Annotated in this window: 12 protein-coding genes; 5 read left to right on the top strand and 7 right to left on the bottom strand. The window is 47.7% G+C overall.

Annotated elements, in window-relative coordinates:
- Positions 1 to 2: 2 nt before the first annotated feature.
- The 3 genes from gapS6b to L2713_RS02185 all read left to right on the top strand — a co-directional run bounded on the left by gapS6b (position 3) and on the right by L2713_RS02185 (position 5,129).
- Positions 3 to 3,293: a GapS6b family protein gene (gapS6b, locus tag L2713_RS02175; protein ID WP_248966724.1), complete on the top strand. Its 3,291-nt coding sequence runs from the start codon at positions 3 to 5 to the stop codon at positions 3,291 to 3,293.
- A gap of 469 nt (positions 3,294 to 3,762) precedes the next feature.
- Positions 3,763 to 4,251 carry a TIGR00645 family protein gene (locus L2713_RS02180; protein ID WP_011621445.1) on the top strand — a complete coding sequence of 163 codons (489 nt, stop codon included), beginning with the start codon at positions 3,763 to 3,765 and terminating at the stop codon, positions 4,249 to 4,251.
- A gap of 407 nt (positions 4,252 to 4,658) precedes the next feature.
- Positions 4,659 to 5,129 (top strand): hypothetical protein, encoded by a 471-nt coding sequence (locus L2713_RS02185; RefSeq protein WP_248966725.1) that lies wholly within the window; start codon positions 4,659 to 4,661, stop codon positions 5,127 to 5,129.
- A gap of 62 nt (positions 5,130 to 5,191) precedes the next feature.
- Here L2713_RS02185 and L2713_RS02190 read toward each other — a convergent pair whose 3' ends face one another.
- The 7 genes from L2713_RS02190 to L2713_RS02220 all read right to left on the bottom strand — a co-directional run bounded on the left by L2713_RS02190 (position 5,192) and on the right by L2713_RS02220 (position 16,007).
- Positions 5,192 to 6,442: a dicarboxylate/amino acid:cation symporter gene (locus L2713_RS02190; protein WP_248966726.1), complete on the bottom strand. Its 1,251-nt coding sequence runs from the start codon at positions 6,440 to 6,442 to the stop codon at positions 5,192 to 5,194.
- 390 nt (positions 6,443 to 6,832) lie between these two features.
- On the bottom strand, positions 6,833 to 7,705 hold the full coding sequence (locus tag L2713_RS02195) for a DUF7281 domain-containing protein (protein WP_248966728.1): 873 nt from the start codon (positions 7,703 to 7,705) through the stop codon (positions 6,833 to 6,835).
- On the bottom strand, positions 7,693 to 8,913 hold the full coding sequence (locus L2713_RS02200) for a hypothetical protein (RefSeq protein WP_011715822.1): 1,221 nt from the start codon (positions 8,911 to 8,913) through the stop codon (positions 7,693 to 7,695). Before L2713_RS02200 ends, L2713_RS02195 begins: the two co-directional genes overlap by 13 nt.
- Positions 8,914 to 8,955: 42 nt before the next feature.
- A complete protein-coding gene (locus L2713_RS02205) occupies positions 8,956 to 9,609 on the bottom strand; it encodes a condensin complex protein MksE (protein WP_037422308.1) in 654 nt (217 codons plus the stop codon).
- Positions 9,610 to 9,620: 11 nt separating this feature from the next.
- The gene (locus L2713_RS02210) at positions 9,621 to 13,292 is read right to left on the bottom strand and encodes an ATP-binding protein (RefSeq protein ID WP_248966729.1); all 3,672 of its coding nucleotides are present in this window, start codon (positions 13,290 to 13,292) and stop codon (positions 9,621 to 9,623) included.
- A gap of 226 nt (positions 13,293 to 13,518) precedes the next feature.
- Positions 13,519 to 14,130 (bottom strand): response regulator transcription factor, encoded by a 612-nt coding sequence (locus L2713_RS02215; RefSeq protein ID WP_248966730.1) that lies wholly within the window; start codon positions 14,128 to 14,130, stop codon positions 13,519 to 13,521.
- The gene (locus L2713_RS02220; protein WP_380823581.1) at positions 14,127 to 16,007 is read right to left on the bottom strand and encodes a sensor histidine kinase; all 1,881 of its coding nucleotides are present in this window, start codon (positions 16,005 to 16,007) and stop codon (positions 14,127 to 14,129) included. Before L2713_RS02220 ends, L2713_RS02215 begins: the two co-directional genes overlap by 4 nt.
- 386 nt (positions 16,008 to 16,393) lie before the next feature.
- On the opposite strand from L2713_RS02220, the gene dsrO reads away from it, so the two are divergent.
- Together dsrO and nrfD are read left to right on the top strand one after the other, a co-directional pair.
- Positions 16,394 to 17,152, top strand: a complete 759-nt coding sequence (gene dsrO, locus L2713_RS02225) for a sulfate reduction electron transfer complex DsrMKJOP subunit DsrO (RefSeq protein WP_248966732.1) — start codon at positions 16,394 to 16,396, stop codon at positions 17,150 to 17,152.
- Positions 17,142 to 18,236 (top strand): NrfD/PsrC family molybdoenzyme membrane anchor subunit, encoded by a 1,095-nt coding sequence (nrfD, locus tag L2713_RS02230; RefSeq protein WP_248966733.1) that lies wholly within the window; start codon positions 17,142 to 17,144, stop codon positions 18,234 to 18,236. The genes dsrO and nrfD overlap by 11 nt, the downstream gene beginning before the upstream one ends.
- The last annotated feature ends 45 nt before the right edge of the window (positions 18,237 to 18,281 follow it).

The raw sequence follows: 18,281 nt of genomic DNA on the forward strand, positions 1-18,281 counted from the left end.
TTATGACCAACAGTTCAATCACACAAGGTACTGGTATTGGACACAATATTATCGCTGGTGATAACTCAGGTATAACTATTGGGGATATTATTATAACCAGTCTCTCTTCCAGTGATTTGGTTATCTATGCAAAGCAATTCCTTCATGCCATAACCCATAGAGATTGGAAAACAGCAAATACGTATTTGACAAGCCTTAACTCCGTGGGTTCCATTGATGCTGAATGCAAAAATTTACTTGAGATACTTCAGTATAAGTTAAGTACCGCGCAAGGAAAAGATGCCAACATCAAAAAAGAAATTGTTATTGAATTACTACGTAGCCCTAGGTCAAATTCTATAATAAAGGATATTGTAGAATCGATTTATATTCACTACTTATCACTTTCATCAAATAGTGATGCTAGAAGTAGATATTATAATTCCCAATACAAAGGCAGCTTTACAACAGAAGTTTTCTACGAAAAAATCGCTAACAAAGAAGAGCTAGCTCAATTTCCATCTCAGAGCATATCAGAATTATTCGAGCATGAATTATGCTCACTAGTTAGGTGTGCAATAAGACATGAAGACTTCCAACTTGCCATTAACCTATCAAAAGAGTTAATAAATAGATACCCAAACAGTAACAGTAAAATTCTTTTATCTCTTTCCAACGCCTACGAAATCCATAAGTTAGTCAATGGTAATCACTTCTGGCTAATCAATAGTAAATTAATGAAAGAACTAGAAGAGCAAATTATAAAAACTTTAGAGTTAGTAAAAGGTTATGATGATTTCCGCGTAGTGCATATAGCAGCTATTTTGCTAGCTTCAACACAGTTTCAGGCCTCTGAATTAATAGATTTTTGCTCAAAAAACATCGAAGAAGCTAAAAATATAATTCCAAACATATCCAGCATACTATCAAGTAGCGCTAAATATAAAAACAGCTCAATATCTCCTAGTTTCTTACTTAAGCAAGAAGACTTGAAGATAACCGAGGAGGATTTCTCCCAGATTTCTTATGCCTTGGAAAAAGGGAATGTCACCAATCGCGAGATACAGCGATGGTTAGATAATGGGGGAGATGTAAGAGTATCTGATGAGAAAATAAGAAAATTTATTCAGATATCTCTCCATGCCATTACCTGTGATCATGAAAATACACCACAAAAAATAGCATTATCGGAAAAAGTTGAGCATTTCTTAGAAAAAAATTATGAAAGTTTAATTAGCTTTAATGTGTTAGCAATACACCAGTTATGTCAAAATTTGAGTAGAGCTGGACTTCCCCTTTTTGCCGTTAAACTGATAGAACCTTTATTACCTACATCCCCTTGGGCCTCTCCTATATTAGATGTATATGCAGAAGCATTACTGGATTCGGACCAGCTTGTAAAATTAGATGACCTGTTAGAAAAAATGGAAGGTGTCGGAGAAAGCTACAGATTCATGGCAATCAAGATTGAAAGAGCCATATCATCTGAAAACTTTCAAAAAGCAATTCAACTAACAGAAAATGCTTTAAATAAATATCCAAATTCATGCTACTACTGGAGAGTTCTACTGCAATCTTTGCATTTAGCAAAGACTTCATCAGAAGAATTAGCGTTTACTATATCAAAAATACCTAAAAGTATTATTGAAAAATACAGTTATGAAGGCTTTATACTTCTTAATTTAATGGCAAAAACTGACTTACCTTTAGCTGAATCTGTCATATTAGAGTGGTTTATTGACGATCCTGTTGGAATGGCTATCAACGTTACCAACCTTCACTTTAATAATATATACCTCAGTGAATACCCTGTTGATATTAAGTATCCTTCCGAACGATGTTCCAATGCCATTGTATATCGCTCCGGTAATCGTACGTATACAAAACTATTAGTTGATAGTGGTGAACATAGTGAATATCTATTGGGCACTGATACTCTTTTGGGTAAGAGTCTCAAGGATGCTCATGTAGGTGATAAAATTGAAGTAGGATTGGCGACCTATCAAGTAATTGAGAGACTGCCACCTATCGTGGGCGCTTTTCGGATATCGATTAATATCCGTAACGACACAAATCCTGGCTCTGATTGTTTCTACCAACTTTGGTTTGAAGAGGGAAATGTTGAAGATCTTTTAAACCAAATAGGCGCCATATCTCAAAAAAAACAAATTATTGATGCCGAAATTAATGGGAAGACTATCCCCCTCCTAATGCGATTACACCAAACTCACCAAAACGATTTAATTCGAGGCTCGTTTCTTTATCTTTTTGATAAAAAAAGCAATTCAACTTTAAATTTATATTCTGATGGCGAAATCATCAAAGAGTCAGTTGTCCTTGATGTACTTTCTCTAACTTATTTATCTCTCACAGGTTTTTGCCATGGCCTCATTCGTACAGGAATCAAACTTTATATCACTAGAGAGACAAAGGAAATTGTTTCTGATTGGATAGAACATACTGGTCGTGCCGATTATTTATCCATTTCTAAATTTGAGCAAGGCTTCCTAAAAACAACAGCTGATGATATTGCTAGAGATGCTTCTTTTAACAATCTGCAATTGTTGTATGGTATGTGCGAGTTAATATCATCTAAAAGTATCGATATGCCGGAGATAATAACTAAGGTGAAAGATATTCTCGATATATCTCACTACAGTTCTCTCAAGGCATCAATGTCTCACTCTATACCTTTCCTTTGTTTAGATTCAATTTTTTGCTCTTTTTATCGACAGTTTGATATACCACTAGCTAACGTAAGCCAGTTCATGAACGACGCCAGTATAGCGACAAAGACAACTGAAAGTCGACATGCTGAATGTCATGTTCAATATGGTTTGACTGTCCCAATAATGCACAGAGATGTAGTTGAACTATGTAGCCAGAAAGAAAAAGGCCAATACCTTGCAGCCAAAATACTTAAAATGTATCCGAATAACTACCCATCTACAGATATAGCACTGCAAGTTTTAACGGAGTGTTGTTTGAAATCAATGTGCTCAGCATATATTGAACTCAAAGCTCAGCGAAGCTTCTTCGAATGGAGATATACCGAACATGTTGTGTATGCTTGCTGCGAGTCTTCAATGCTCTGTCTCGAAGGCGATACCTGCGAACAAAGTCTGTCTAGATTAATATATGAAATTTTCAAAGCATTAGGTTCGCTTGATGATATTGCAAACTTTGCTCTCATCCTATTTCGTCAATTTGTTCAAGGTCACTTTCTAGATTCATGCCAAATAGATATTGAGTTAAGAAAATTATTTGCTATTGAAGGCTTAAATAATATGAATCTAAATGGCTATGCAGAGTGATAGTACACTTTGAATACCAGATTAGTTCAGAAAGATGAGGCAGGCACAACTCTTTTAGGATTAGCAGCCAACACTGGGACCACAGAAGTTCACCTTCCCCTGCGAAGTTGCTGAAGGGCGTTAGCGATTTTTGAATAAGCACGAAGCCACTAACCAATGCATGTAACTTCGCTAGGGGCGGCAAGGGAGATCCAAGAGGGAATTGCTGTTGATCCCCTCTTGGTCGGGTGTGGGTTGAAGACCCACGACTTTGACTTACCTCGGCCGTAAGGCCGCATTAGATAACCATTAAATTGATTCACTAAACCGCAAATCTAGTGTTGATCAGAACATATCAGCCTATACAGGCTAACCTGCATATACCTCACGCCTTTGCGATTGGCCGATAGCGCGGCGTTAACCCAGTATGTTATTGTTTTGGCTTCATAGATTCGATTATTAAGCTTTAACCACTAAGGATTTGCTCCATATGGAAAAAATATTTGAAAGGCTAATGTACGCATCACGCTGGATTATGGCGCCCATCTACTTGGGACTGAGTCTAGTGTTGTTGGGTTTAGGCATTAAATTCTTCCAAGAGATCTTCCATATTCTGCCGATTATTTTTGAGATGACCGAAGTGGATCTGGTGCTGGTCACCCTGTCCTTAATTGATATCACCCTAGTGGGCGGTCTGATTGTGATGGTGATGTTTTCTGGCTACGAGAATTTTGTCTCGCAGCTGGATGTCGGCGAAGACAGTGAGAAGCTCAGCTGGTTGGGTAAATTAGATTCGGGCTCACTAAAAAACAAAGTGGCCGCCTCCATTGTGGCGATTTCGTCAATTCACCTACTGAAAATCTTTATGGATGTGAAGAATATCGATAACGACAAAATCATGTGGTACTTGCTTATCCATATCACCTTCGTGGTGTCGGCATTTGCCATGGGTTACTTGGATAAGATGACTCGTAAATAAACGGCGACATCGCCCCGTAAGCGGCATTGCTGTTTGAGAGTGAGTGCTATGCATCACGAAACCAGCCATTGCCAAACAATGCCGAGTGCCAAAGATTAAAACAAGCCACTGATAATAGTGGCTTTTTTATTTTATGAACAAAAAATGTGCCTCGCACTTTGGTATTAATTTAGTCGGCATTGCATAAGTGCATGTTTGAATTGAAATTATTGCTTGAGATAATAGCCCGAGTTTCAACCTAAACGGCGTTTGATACCAAAGGCTAACCTTTTGAATCAAATTCAAGACCAATTAACCCAAAAGGGTTATTAAAATGCGTCAAGATTCTTTATAATCGCCAACATTTTGACAATGTAGCAACACAAATCATCACCTGTATTCGTCCGCACAATTAACAAGGTAGTAAAGTGAAAACACAGTTACTGGCCCTCATGCTCGTCAGTCATTTAGGCTACGCATATGCCAAGGAAGATTTAGCCACAAGCTTAGACACCGCAGAACCCGTCCCTAAAAGCCATAGCATCGACTTTATTGATAAAGGCCTCAAGCTGAGCTTGAGCTGCTCCGTTGGCGAAACCCAACCCATTTTAAACGTCACTATGGGTGAATCCTTTGCATTTGGTAGCGATCCGAGCGTGCTAATTATTCGCAGCGACAAGCAGCACAGTGTGAAATTCCGCGGCACCGCGACCTTGATGAACTTTACCAGTTTGCCAAAGGCCGATGACGATCTGTGGCAGGCATTAGCTCAGTTGCAAACTCAAGAGCTAAGCCTTGAGGCTGTTTCGTTTCGCTCAAGCAAATACACTAGCTCAACCTTAGTGGCCGTGGGATTTAGTGAAGCGGTCAGCCAACTAAAACAGAAGTGCAGCCAGTAAGGGCATGTCTCGTCCTGATACAAAAAAGCCACTGTAATCAGTGGCTTTTTTAGTTGTGCGATTTAAGACTCGCTATCGACCAGCTCGACTTGATGAGCCTTTTCGGTTTGGTCGACGATGGTCAACACCGCCGTATCCCCCACCACGTTGCAGGAGGTCAGCACCATGTCGATGATGCGATCCAGCGCGGCCACAATCGCAAAGGCTTCAATCGGCAAGCCCATTTGATGGATTAATACCCCAATCATCACCATGCCGCCACCGGGCACACCACCCGCGCCAACGGATAACAGGAAGATACTAAACAGCAGCGATGGCAATTGCTCGCTGGTGATTGGCATGCCGAAGGCATTGGCGACAAAGAAGATCGCAATCGTGATATAAATCGCCACGCCGCCCATATTCATGGTCGCCCCAAGCGGCACACCAAAACCTGCCACGGCGCGGTTAACCCCAAGCTTTTCCGTTAGGGTGCGCATAGTCACAGGAATCGTGGCATTAGAGCTGGCAGTAGACAGGGAAAACAGCACTTGCTCTTGGGTTTTCTCGCGAAAGCTCTTGGCCGAAATCGGTGTGAAGAATCCCACCGCCAGCGGATAGACCACAAAAATCCACAGTAATAACAGCGCCAGAATGATCACGACATATTCGAGCACGCTCATAAATACTGCCGCATCTAAGGTGGCGCCTAACTTAAACATCAGCGCAAACACGCCATAAGGTGCAAGGCTCATCACCACAGAAATCAGTTTCATCATGATTTTATTGGCGGTTTGAAAACCTTGTACCGCGCCAGCCACATGCTCGCCGAGGGATTTAATCACCCCGCCCAGCATCAGTGCCATAAAGATCACTTGCAGCATATTGCCCGACATAAAAGCCGCCACCGGGTTGCGCGGCACTATATCAATCAGCAGCGCCATTAAGCTGGGAAGTTCGGTCGCGGTAATCGCCACACCATCGGTACTGCTCATATCGACGCCTTTACCAGGGTCGAGCAATAGCACCACTAACAGGGCGGTTGAGATAGCGACCACGGTATTAACGATGTAAAAGCCGAAGGTTTTGCCGCCAAGGCGGCCAAAGCTTTTTAAGTCCTGCAGCTCACACACGCCGCAAACGATACTGACAAACACCAGAGGCACGACCAACATCATGATCATATTGACGAACATAGTGCCGACGCCGCCAGCCAGTTCGACTAAATTGCCAGAAAAGAAGCCAATATCGTTTAGAAAATATTGCACTAAGGTGCCGAGAATAAGTCCCGCAAACAGACCGATAAAGATCCGCGTCGAAAGTGATTTAATCATGCTTATGGTTTCCCCAAATAGCTCATCTTTTATTATTCATCTTCCTTGATGAGCAAAATCGCCATTCCCTTTTCGGTTCAGGCGGGGATAGTGAAACATGCTGACAGTAAATTCAATGAATAAATTTACTTATTTCATTTTCAATTAAGCCAAACTCATCACAAAAATTTTGTATTTATATGATTTTTATTAAAAATAAAATTATCGATTAATAATTGCGCTATTAAGATGCAAGTTGAAAAATCAAAATTTAAACAGTATTTAAACCAAATAAACACAATTAATCGATTCAGCTTGAATAATGCTAGATTTAAAAACCAAATAAACAATTTAATCAGAATTAAAATCTACATATTACGGTGTTAATAGAGAGATCGTGAAGAGTAACGACTAACAATATGCCAGTAGCACTAGCTCAAGCCGATGCGCCAGCAGGTGCTGCTGTTTAATGCTAATGCGTTGCTGAATTAACCAAAGGCTTAATTGCTGCCAATTTTTTAAGTCGGCTGACAGTAAGTATTTAGCCTGAGGCGCTTGCTTGGCAAAGTCATCAGCGGAATTAATCTGTGGGATAGCGAGTAACTCGCTAGGTGCAAAAAGCGCTAACTGGGGCACGATACAATGGGTCATGCCCGTTAAGGTATGGGCAATTTGCAGCCCTGCGGGGTCGAGATCGGTAAAGGCAATGATCGGCATTTTACCCGCCATCGCCTGTAAAAACTGTCGCACACCAATGGGTGAATGGTGGCCGCTACCACGGTAAATCACCATAACGCGGCTAAGTTCGGCGGGTAAGCGCGCTTGGGTGATGGCATCGAATATATCTAGGTTTTCAACCACTAAGATGGCGTTAACATTAAGCTCATGGCAAAGCTGCTGCGCTTCATCTAAGGGAGTGCGTAACGCAGAACGCGCAGACATCCCCATGGGAGGGGATTCAAAACCGAGATACTTCAACAAAACATACTCGGCTTCTGGGCGGATACTCGCCAGCTTTTCATTCTGGCTTTGAGCGGACATGGCGATACGGTCTAGATTAAAGTCCAGCGCCTGTAAATCGACGCCCTCTTTTGCCAATACACCTTGGCGCAGCAACTCAAAATCTCGCGGCACAAAACACAAATATTTTTCCGCACCATCCAGCTCGCCCACTTCTAACTCGCGGTAAATCGTTCGCCAATTCGGGCTGAGTTTTACCCTTGGAGAGCGATTAAGATAAACGCCCTCCAAGAGTTGCAACTGCTGTTTACCTAGGCGAGCCATAATTCCACATCGCGGATAATAAAGTTACCGCTGTAGATCGGATGGGGTTCGCCTAAGGGCTCTAACTCGAAATAGGCCTTATGCTCATCGGGTAAGCCTTCGTAGCCGCCAATCACTTGATAAATCCAGCTTTCGGCATCCCATGGCAGGGCTTTTTCAGCTAAGTAATCGAGCGCCGACTGACGTAAGCCCGACTCAATCACGTCGACAAAGTAAGTGTCGACCGCTTGCTTGAGTGGATTATCAGGAATATCAAAGTCTTCATTCTGCGTCAGCGGCACGGCCACATCCTGCTCGCGTACAGTCTCGACTATGCCCTGGCGGCTAATTGCCTTGATATGGGCGACAATGTTCATCAGCTCAAACTCTTGGCTGGCGTTATGCACATCCACAGACGCTGGGGCCAATAACACTTCGGCGCGATTGAAAAGGCTTGGGATTTCCTTATGAGACACATGGTCCGCAGGGCGATAATCCGGATGCAAATCGGTGTACAGTAACCAGCCCTTAAGCAAGCGAGTACGGCCGCGAATTTGCCTAAAGCGGCCGAGAAGTTCCAGCAACCTGCCCTGCACCACACTGAGTTCCTGGGCGCAGTCGCTCATGGTTTCCTGCAAAGTCGTCACCAGCAGCTTACGCAGCTCACGGATATCACCGGCGATTTCACCTAATTCGCTAAACTGGAACATCTCCAAGCCATTGAGCAATTCAGATACTTGGCTTTGAGCGAGTTCGTTTTCACGGATCTTAGCGTTAATGGTACCGACATAACCGAACTCGTTGTTGATGCGTCCCCACAACACGCGGATGGAGTAACGTAAACTGTCGGCAAAGCTATACACATGCTCACTTAAATCAGACAGATACGCCTCGGCGGCGCTGTAATCTGAGCTGTGGCGCGCTTCTTTATAATGGTCGGCCAAGGTCTTAATGGTGGCGAGCGCTGAGCCGACGTTGGAGTCGATTTGGCGATTGCGTTCATCACTTAGGCCCTCTTCGAGCAAGGCACGCACCGAGCGTTTAAGGCGCAGCTCTTGGTCTGGCTCTGGGCGCCATAAAATCCCTGCCTGCTTGAGTTTTTCAACTACGGCGGGGTCATGGCTCTCTTCCTTGAGCGAGCCTGCCAGATAGGCGTCCATAATAATGTCTGCATGGCGACCTAACTGCTTGAGTAGCTTAACCCCAGCCTGATGTAAGTTACTACTCATCGCGGCCTCCTTGGTTGAAGCTGTGCGTTATCGTCCAAGGCATCATAGTAAATCCCGCTGCGTCGCCGTTTCCGCCTGCGCTTCAAGGCTGAGGCCTTCGGTCTCGTCGATAAAGCGGATCACTTCGTACAGGTAATCCAACTTGCCAGTGGCGATATAAATTTGTTTTTCCACGTTAGGGCGCACCAGATAACCAAGCTCCACTAAGCGCTTGAACACTAACTTAATTTGCGCATCGCTATTGGTACTGGTTGAGCCAAATAAACGGTATTGACTGAGTTTGGCCAACTGCTCACGAAACGCGGGCGTATCTTCAATTCGGCTTTGCAACTCGGTTAAACGTACTGGCGCGCCTTCGCTTAAGGGGGCATCTTGGCCGCTGGCTTCCTGCACTAATACCAGCCACTCCACCATAGGGATAAGTGCCTGACAAATATCCTTAAACTGCGATGAAATCACCTTGCGTTCGCTTTCGCCTAACTGCAAATAACCGCAGAAAAACACATCTCCCTCGGCGGCCGAAGCCACTGTGCGATTGATTTGATTCAGATAAGCCTCGACCCGCTCGCGGGTGCTGTTATTTTTCAATGCGCGCCAGCCATCTTCATTGGTGGTACGGCAAATAAACTCACCTTTTAGCAAGAGTTCGATAATGGCGCCCGTACCGACTAATACGGTTTGGTTTGACTCATTCATGGCAGCACTCATTAGATGGCCTCCTTGCTCAGGCGTTTACTCAACATATCGGCAATCGGATTGGCTTTGGGCTTCACCACCTGCAACTTCTTAGTTTGTTTATTAATAATGTAACGGTGCTCGAACAGGTTCAGCACTTCTGACTCAGGGTTCGGGAAGGCGCCTAACACGCTGATATTGTTGTTACCACAGGCATCGAAAATCTTCTTCACGTTGGTGTGGTGCAGCGTGCCAAGCTCGTCGATCGGCCAGTGAATGGTCACATCGGCACGGCCACGTAACAAGCGCGTGAATGCCAACAGGAACTTACACAGGATCAAATAAGCCATACCGTGGCTCGAGGATTCGTTCAGCTGTCTGTCGGTGCGGATAATCAGGTCGCTATTGCCCTCTTTGAGGCGCAGCTCGATTTCCAGCAACTTAGCAATGCCGCCGGTTAAGGCCGCGCGGCCAATAATGTCTAAGGCGCGGCGCATGCTGTTGGTGTATTCCTCATCGGGCAGACCATTAAAGCCGTCGGCTTTCCAATTTTTGAAGGCTTTAACGAACTGTTCAAGCTCAGGCCAAAACTCTAATTCGCTGATCTTAGAGCGAATACGTACCGCAGACTCGGATACGCCATCGAGGAATAACTCCTCGCCCACTTCGCGGGTAATGCGCGCACTCTGGGAGGCGATGCGACGGTCGATATCGGCAAGTACATCGTAGAAGGCGGTTAAGTCGACCCCGAAGATCCGCCCCTGTTCGCGCAGCGCCATAATCGATTGCGGCACAATCACATTGAGTAACTGTTCAAGCTGTGGCACTAGCTTGCGGTAATCCAGCAGGCGTATACCTTTGTCATTGATAAAGCTCGATTCTTCGCGAGCGCGCTCCCAAGTCTCGGCTAAACCTGAGCCTGACTTGCTGGCAATTACAGAGTCAAAATGCTCCACATATTGCTTAACCGAGCCCATCAAATAATCGCGTTTTAGCAATAAATCTTCGCCCTGACGCAAACGCTCACCAAGGCTGCCCTGAGCTTCTTCATTGTTGGCGGGCAGTTTCAGCTCGGCCAACTTACGCATCACGGCGCGCAGTTTAGTTAAGTTTTCAGAGGCTTCAATTTGCGCCGCATCCGAGGCCTTACGCTCGGTCTCGAGTTGTTGGCGGCGAGTCTTCACTTCTTGAGTCTTGGCTTTAAGCTGCTGATCGATTTCCGAGGCGGCACGTTTTACGTCGCTCAATTGGGTCTGCAACTTAGGTTTACGCAGCAACCAAGTGTGTTGATACCAATCATCGAAGCGCAATACTTCGCTGCGGCGCTGCTCGGCGCGGCTGATTTTGGTTTCAAGCTCACGGATTTGTTGCTTGAGTTTAAGGATATTGTCCTCATCCACACCGCGGGACTTAAGCTCGTTTTTGTACCAGGTTTCGCAGGCTTTCTGCTCGGCCTTAGCGCTTTCGCGGCGAGCGTCGATAGTGGCCTTGATTTGCCCGAGTTGATTGTCGAGCGCGCCAATGACTTCCTGCCAGTAGGCTTGTTTTTCCATCCGCGCTTCGAGCGCCTGCTCTTTTTGCTCTTCGAGCCAGAGCTGATGTTGATGCTTAAGCTGCTTTAGCTCGCCATCGAGTTGAGTTAAGCGCTGCTGGGCAAAGGCTTTACGCTCGGCCAGCGCCTTGTTGATCTTGTCCTGCTCACTGCGTTTTTCATCGAACAGACGACGTAAATCATCGCGGCTATTCTTGTAAGCCGTGCGGGCGAAGGTGAGTTCACGGCTGAGTTTATCCAGCTCACCGTTAATCGCCACCAGCTGTGATTCGGCCTCGGCCTGTAATTCCTGCGCGCTTTGCAGGGCCTCTTCTGCCTTGCTTAAACGAATACGCAGCTCCTGCTCGGAGGCGGCATATTCAGGCACATCAATGGCTTTAAGATCCAAATGCACCCCAAACAGGGTGTCGCTCGTCCCTGTCACGCTCGGATGTAAATCGGTGCGGTGCAGTAACTCGGGGGCAATGACTTTACCCAGACTCTGCTCCCAACCTTGGGCTTCCTTACGCAGAAACTCGAGCAAGGTATGGGACTGCGGGAACAGCATATGATGCAGTTCATCGAGCGCGGTTTGGCGCTCGTTAACCCGCAGGCTGGCGATACGCAGGGCTTCGTTGGCTTGGTCGCGTTTGGCGCGCAGCTTACGCTCATCGCTACTTAAACGCTCCACCTTAGCGTTGCAGCTTTCTTGCTCTTCGTCGGCGCGGTGAATCCGCTCGTCGAAAATCGCGAGGCTTAACTTTTCTTCCTCGGTGTAGGTCACGCCATCGACACGTAATTTAAGCTCGGCGGCATTGAGTTTGAATTGATATTCCTGCTCGCTAAAGCTTGCCTTGCCTGCATCCATTTGGCTGCGCCATTGGGCTTCGAGGGCATCGAGATCGGCTCTTGCCACTTCACGCTGTTTGTCGCGCGCTTCGCGTTGCTTGTCTTGATCCGCGTGTAAGCCTTCCAGTTCGCGGTTTAACTGCTCGCCAATTTTACTGCGGCGAGCATTGTAAGCCGCTTCAATATCTTGGTGTTTTTCGGTTTGTAATTTATGGCGCTCGCTTAAGTTTTCCATGTCCGCGCGCCAGTTTGGCAGCATGTCCAAGTCCGCCTTGGCTTGCTCGATATTGGCATCTAAAAAGGCGCCGTGCTGATCTTCAATCGCATCGAGTTCGTACTCGCACTTGGCCACGTCGCCCTTGGCGGCGGATAGGTCAAGGTTTAGCTCGTCACGCACTTCTTTCCATTCGTCGTCCAACATCCGAAGCTTTAAATTCAGCTCCTTAGACAGGGTTTGTTGGATCTCTAAACGATCGGCCTCTAGGCTTTCGTCGTTGCGATAACCACGGGACAGACTCGAGAGGCGCATCTCGGCGCTGAGCAATTGGTTAAATTCCTGCTCGAGTTTTTCAAACTCGGGGCGGATCACTTCAAAGCCTTGGATTAATTGACTCTCGCGGATCCACGCCTCAACGCGTTGTGGATTGAGGCGTGAGCTAGGTGGATTCACCCCGTCTTCTTCCAAAATGGCGGCGATCATGGATTTGACCGTTTCCATTTTGCCTTCTTTGGAGTGCACCGCCTTGGCGAGTTTCTCGATGTGGCGCAGTGAATGCTCACCTTCACACAGGGCGAATTGGTGCGCATAGGCTCGCAGCTCGCTGCGGTTGCTGCCTGTGCTTAACAGGGTGCGATCGTTTTGAATAATCGCGCGGTATTCGCGGGTATTCAGCAAGTTAGTGGTAGCTACGCCTTGACGTTTTAATTCGCGGCCGAGTTCTGCCATGGTGTGGCATAAAATGGTGTCACCATTTTGGTTTTTAATGTAATCGCTTAACTCGAAACCTTTGCCGATAAAGCGGTAGTTCACCCCTTTACCATCGCCCGCCGACGCCAGCACGGCTTGATAGAGCAAGCCATCGGCCTTTTGATATTCGTAAATGATGTAGCTTGAATCGTGTGGCAAGTACCAACGCTCGAAACTATCACGGGTTGAAGGCACAACGCGGCTAGGATATTCGCCATAAAATACAGGCACTAAACGTTGCAGAGTGGTTTTACCCGAGGCGTTAGTACCACAAATATTGGTATGGCCATTGAGGGCGAGTTCCACAACGCCCGGAAGGTGCGTATCAATCAGCACAATACGAATCAAGCTTGGCATTTCATTCCTTATCCAAACGGGAGACCTTATGCACAAAGCGAACGATAAGGTTGTCCAAAAGCGGCATTAGACTTCAAAAATCGGGATGTTAAAAGTCTTGGCCTTAAAAGTTAGCCCCTAAAATAAGGCAATCATCGAGCCTTGGCAATTCAGCACCTAGGGCTGAATGCGTTAGCTCACATCAAACGGCCAAGGATACGCCAATTCGCCCCAAGAAAGGTGAGTTTTATGCGGGGGGAAGGCGATCGGCGATACGACTATAGATTAAGATCATCTCGGCGAGCGAGCCAACCTGCATGCCCCGCATAAGATTAGAACGGTGAATCTCGACCGTGCGCATAGCGATGCACAACGTATCGGCAATCTCCTGATTTTTATAGCCTTTAGCGATAAGAGAGAGGATTTCCCGCTCACGCGGCGTAAGCGCCAAATAGGTGTTTACATATTGATTATCTTGATAATGCGCCTTGGCATGCTCTAGCGCTTTGACTACCGCATCGGCCAACTTGGCGCCATCGGCGGGCTTTTGGAAAAAATCCACCGCCCCGAGTTTTAACGCCTCCACCGCCATGGGCACATCGCCGTGGCCGGTAAGATAAATCACCGCCAGCGGACTATTATGCTGCACTAATTGCGCATGTAACTGTGGCCCGCTAAGGCCCGGCATACGCACATCGACTAAGGCGCAGCCCGGCTCACTCAAATCGATGGCGGCAAAAAATGCCTCGGCGCTATCAAAATCGTGGATAGTCAGGCCATAGCTTTCGAGCATAAACCGCAGCGAGCGGCGCACCGACTCATCGTCATCGATTAAATACACGGGCAATTCGTGGCTCATGCTGGTGCTCCATCTAGCTTACGGGGTAAGGAAACCTGTGCTTGGCAGCCGCCACCGAGGGCGGTTTCTAGGCTAAAACGGCCACCATGACTCTCGGCAATATCACGGCAGATCACCAGCCCCAGCCCTAAGCCCTCGGACTTAGTCGAATAAAAGGCCTGCATCAGCAGATTGGCATCCTCGGTCAGCCCAGTGCCATTGTCTGTCACAGTGAGCAGTATCTTGCGCTCAAGATACCTAAGATCGATATCGATTGTGGGCAGATAGGGTTTTGCAAGGTCAAGCTCAGCCTGCTGACGCTGCACACAGGCATCGGCGGCATTCTTCAATAGGTTGAGCAATAGCTGCTGCATGCCGACTTCATCTAAGGGCAATTGATAGGCTTCACCACTGATATTGGTGGAAAGCTGGATCTGATGCTGCTCCAGCTCATAGGCGAGTAGCGGCGCAGTGTCGTTCACAAGTTGGTGCAAATATAAAGGTTGTTTGGAGACTGGCCGCTTTTTCAATAAGTTACGCAAACGGCTGATAATACTGTCGGCGCGGCTGACCTCTTGCTGAATTAAGTTCAGCACAGCTTGTAATTCTTCAGGACGGGTTCCACGCTGCAAACGCACCTCGGCGCCATGGCAATAATGGCCAATCGCCGCCAGCGGTTGATTGAGTTCATGGGATAGGCTCGCCCCTAACTCCCCCGCAATCGCGATGCGCTGGGCATGTTCCAACAGGGCGCGGTTTTCATTGAGTTGCCTCTGAGTATTGATCAACTCACGGCCACGGCGGCTAAAGCGATATTCGAGCCAGAAATGGTACACGTTGAGCAGCACTAAAATCGCCAACGCTAGCCAAGCCCAATGCTGATGCAGCTTCACCCATTGCCACGCTCGCTGCCACCACGGAGTTTGCAGGGGATGCATATCGAGATCTTTAAGCAGTTGATCAATCGCCAGTTGACTCACGGCCGTAGTCCAACCCGCGGATTCGGCGGCTCTCGCGGCGGGACTGTCTTCGGGTAAGGCTAGCAGGGCTTGAGTCACCTGCTTAGCTAAGGTTTGTGTCGCACGATTGGTCTTAGCCATCGACCAGTTGGGATAGAGCCGACTCGACACTTGGCAATGAAACCCAACGGGCGCCTGATTATCGAGCACCCGATAATCCTTTATGTTGATCAAGCCTTCGGCCTGCATTTGCTCAAGTTGGCAGACGGGCACAATCGCCGCATCTAAGCCTAGAGCTTTAACGCTGGGAGCTTTACCGCTTGATGTTTTAACGCTTGGTTCATCTGTAGCACTAAGCTCACTTGTCCCACCCTGCTGACCTGTACCGCCAAGCTGATACACTAGGTTATCGAGCGGAAATCCTAAGGGAATGATATCCCCCACTAAATGGATTAAATCTATGCCCTTTAGCTGCGCCTCGTAGACCATAGTGAGATAACCACCGAAGGCATTTTTGGAGACTATGCCAAGGCGCTTGCCTTTGAGATCCTTTAAGGTCTGATAGGGGGAATCGGCCCTGACCACCAGCGCCGACCCCACCTGCATGGCCGCACCATTATTGATAGGGCTTCGTAGGGTAGCGAGCCAAGACAGGGAATACTGCCGCGCCAACATCACCGACTGACCAGGGTTAGTGATAACAAAATCGAGACCCTCGGTTTCGACCCCTCTGGCTAACTCTTCAAGGCTTAATGGATGTAACCTAAAGTAACTATTGGGAATTTGTGACTCAAGCCACCCCATCAGCGGTTGCCAACGATTGATGGTGCCCTTGTAGCCTCGAATGGCCAATACACCCACATCAACCACTTGATAGTTCGCGGCGTCATCCATCTGTTGCGCGGCAGGCGCTAAGCTTAAAACACCAGTCTGCGCCATTTGAGCGGCCGATTCCTCGGCCACCACACTCAAACTCAACAAACCAGCGAAGGCAATGATGAGTCTCACTCCCGATAGCCTGCCCCAGCTCCAGCCATTGCCATTGTTTGATACGGATACGACGCTTGATACGACAGTTGATACGACAACACTCAACACTGTGCCATACTCCTTAGCCCTAGGATTACATCCATTTTGTTTTGCTAAATCATAACCCCTATTTTTTGAGAGGTCATTCTAACTGATATTTGTTGCGCTAGATCAAGTCCCTATCCGATATGTGGAAAACCACTATAGAGATGCCACCCCGCCTTTTACAGAATGCCTCAAACGCTAAACCCTAAGTCTTTCGACCCGTTTTATCTGTAAGAGTGAAGGAAATTCCTATGGACAAGAGTAAACGTCAGTTTCTCGGAAAAATGGCCAGTGTGAGTGTCGGCGCCGCGCTCATTCCCGTCGTGCAAGTGCAAGCCCAACCGACGGCTCAAACTGCAGCTACGGGCAAACGCTACGGCATGGTGATTGACCTGCGTCGCTGTGTCGGCTGTCAGGCCTGTACCGTGGCGTGCACCTTCGAAAACCTGCCGCCCTTGGGGCAATTTCGTACCACAGTGCAGCAATACGAAGTGTCGCAACAGGATGCTGTTACGCCGCCCGCATTTTTGATGTTACCAAGACTGTGTAATCACTGTGAAAACCCGCCTTGCATCCCGATTTGCCCCACGGGTGCCACCTTCCAACGCCCTGATGGCATAGTGGTCGTCAACAACGAATGGTGCGTCGGCTGTGGATACTGTGTGCAGGCTTGCCCCTACGATGCCCGCTTTATCAACCATGAGACCAACACCGCCGATAAATGCACCTTCTGCGCCCACAGGCTCGAAGCAGGACTCTTACCCGCCTGTGTCGAAACCTGCGTCGGCGAAGCGAGGGTGATTGGCGATCTGAACGATCCTCACAGCCACATCAGCCAGCTACTCAAAGCGAATCAAGCGGATATCAAGGTGCTCAAGCCCGATGCCAACACGGCACCTAGAGTGTTTTACATCGGCATGAACAGCGCCTTCGAACACAGGATCAGCGGCCAAGCCCCCGTTCGCACCCTACTGACAGACACTGGCGAGGAGATCCACCATGGTCATTAAAGAAATCTTTACCCCAGATATCGCCATCACTTGGCTGCCCTGGGCGGTGCAATACTTCTTTTTGATGGGTTTGGCCTACGCCAGTGTGTGGGTGGCGACCATACATTTATTTAGCGCGAAACAAACCGATGCCAGACTGCTCAAGCTCTGCGCCTGTTTGATGCTCACCTCTGGCATAGTCGCGCCGATTGCGCTGCTTGCTGACCTGCACCAACCGCTGCGGGCATGGCATTTCTATGCCCAAATCAGGCCGCATTCGTGGATGTGGTACGGCGCTTTTTTACTGCCGGTATTTTCCGGTGCGAGTGCCCTTTTTGCTTGGCTGTTACTGCGCCAATACTTGCCAACTAAAGCCTCGACACCAGGGGAATCGTCCCAAGATTGGATGAGGCGTATTGCCCAACTTATCCGCCTAGGAGACTGGGATAGTGATAAATGGATCAAGCCAATCGCACTGATTGCTAGCCTAAGCGCCTGCAGTATTGCGCTTTATACCGGAATGGAAACCATGGCGATCAAAGCACGGCCACTCTGGCATACCTATTGGTTACCGCCATTGATGGCGACCAGTGCCCTACTCGCCGCCTGCGGTACTCTCGCCCTGCTCAATCGTGTTTTGCACGGTTATCAAACCAGCACCCAAGACAGATTACTGCAATGGGTCAGGGCAAGCTTTGGTCTCTTCGCCCTGTGTCTTATCGGCTGGGCCTTATTCGATAAAGGCTCGGCGCACGAAGCGGCGCAGTTATTAGACACCAGCCCAAGCTGGCAACTCGCCGCGATCTGGGTATTGGTTACCCTAGCCCTGCTGGCATTGGCATTAGCAGTGCGCCGCCTCCCCTCGGTATTGATGTTAGTCGTCAGTTTAACGGCGGTGCATCTGGCATGGGGATTTCGCTGGATTGTACTTATCCAAGCGCAAACTGACCCTAAATACGGCGCGGGCACTTATTTCTATCAATTGCCATGGGGGCCAGAGGGCCTATTAGGTATCGCTGGCACCTTCGGCCTCTGGCTCGCGCTGATGGTATTAGTGTCTGAATTTATTCGCCATCAACCACGCTCAACTCAGTTGGCCTCTTGAGCCACAGCACCGTCCATATTAAGAAAAGTTACCGCATTAAGGAGT

Source organism: Shewanella seohaensis, from assembly GCF_023283775.1.
Lineage (GTDB): Bacteria > Pseudomonadota > Gammaproteobacteria > Enterobacterales > Shewanellaceae > Shewanella > Shewanella seohaensis.

Coding starts and splice junctions, on each gene's coding strand:
- gapS6b (WP_248966724.1), top strand. CDS start 3: ATGACCAACAGTTCAATCACACAAGGTACTGGTATTGGACACAATATT.
- L2713_RS02180 (WP_011621445.1), top strand. CDS start 3,763: ATGGAAAAAATATTTGAAAGGCTAATGTACGCATCACGCTGGATTATG.
- L2713_RS02190 (WP_248966726.1), bottom strand. CDS start 6,442: ATGATTAAATCACTTTCGACGCGGATCTTTATCGGTCTGTTTGCGGGA.
- L2713_RS02195 (WP_248966728.1), bottom strand. CDS start 7,705: ATGGCTCGCCTAGGTAAACAGCAGTTGCAACTCTTGGAGGGCGTTTAT.
- L2713_RS02200 (WP_011715822.1), bottom strand. CDS start 8,913: ATGAGTAGTAACTTACATCAGGCTGGGGTTAAGCTACTCAAGCAGTTA.
- L2713_RS02205 (WP_037422308.1), bottom strand. CDS start 9,609: ATGAATGAGTCAAACCAAACCGTATTAGTCGGTACGGGCGCCATTATC.
- L2713_RS02210 (WP_248966729.1), bottom strand. CDS start 13,292: ATGCCAAGCTTGATTCGTATTGTGCTGATTGATACGCACCTTCCGGGC.
- L2713_RS02215 (WP_248966730.1), bottom strand. CDS start 14,130: ATGAGCCACGAATTGCCCGTGTATTTAATCGATGACGATGAGTCGGTG.
- L2713_RS02220 (WP_380823581.1), bottom strand. CDS start 16,007: ATGGCGCAGACTGGTGTTTTAAGCTTAGCGCCTGCCGCGCAACAGATG.
- dsrO (WP_248966732.1), top strand. CDS start 16,394: ATGGACAAGAGTAAACGTCAGTTTCTCGGAAAAATGGCCAGTGTGAGT.
- nrfD (WP_248966733.1), top strand. CDS start 17,142: ATGGTCATTAAAGAAATCTTTACCCCAGATATCGCCATCACTTGGCTG.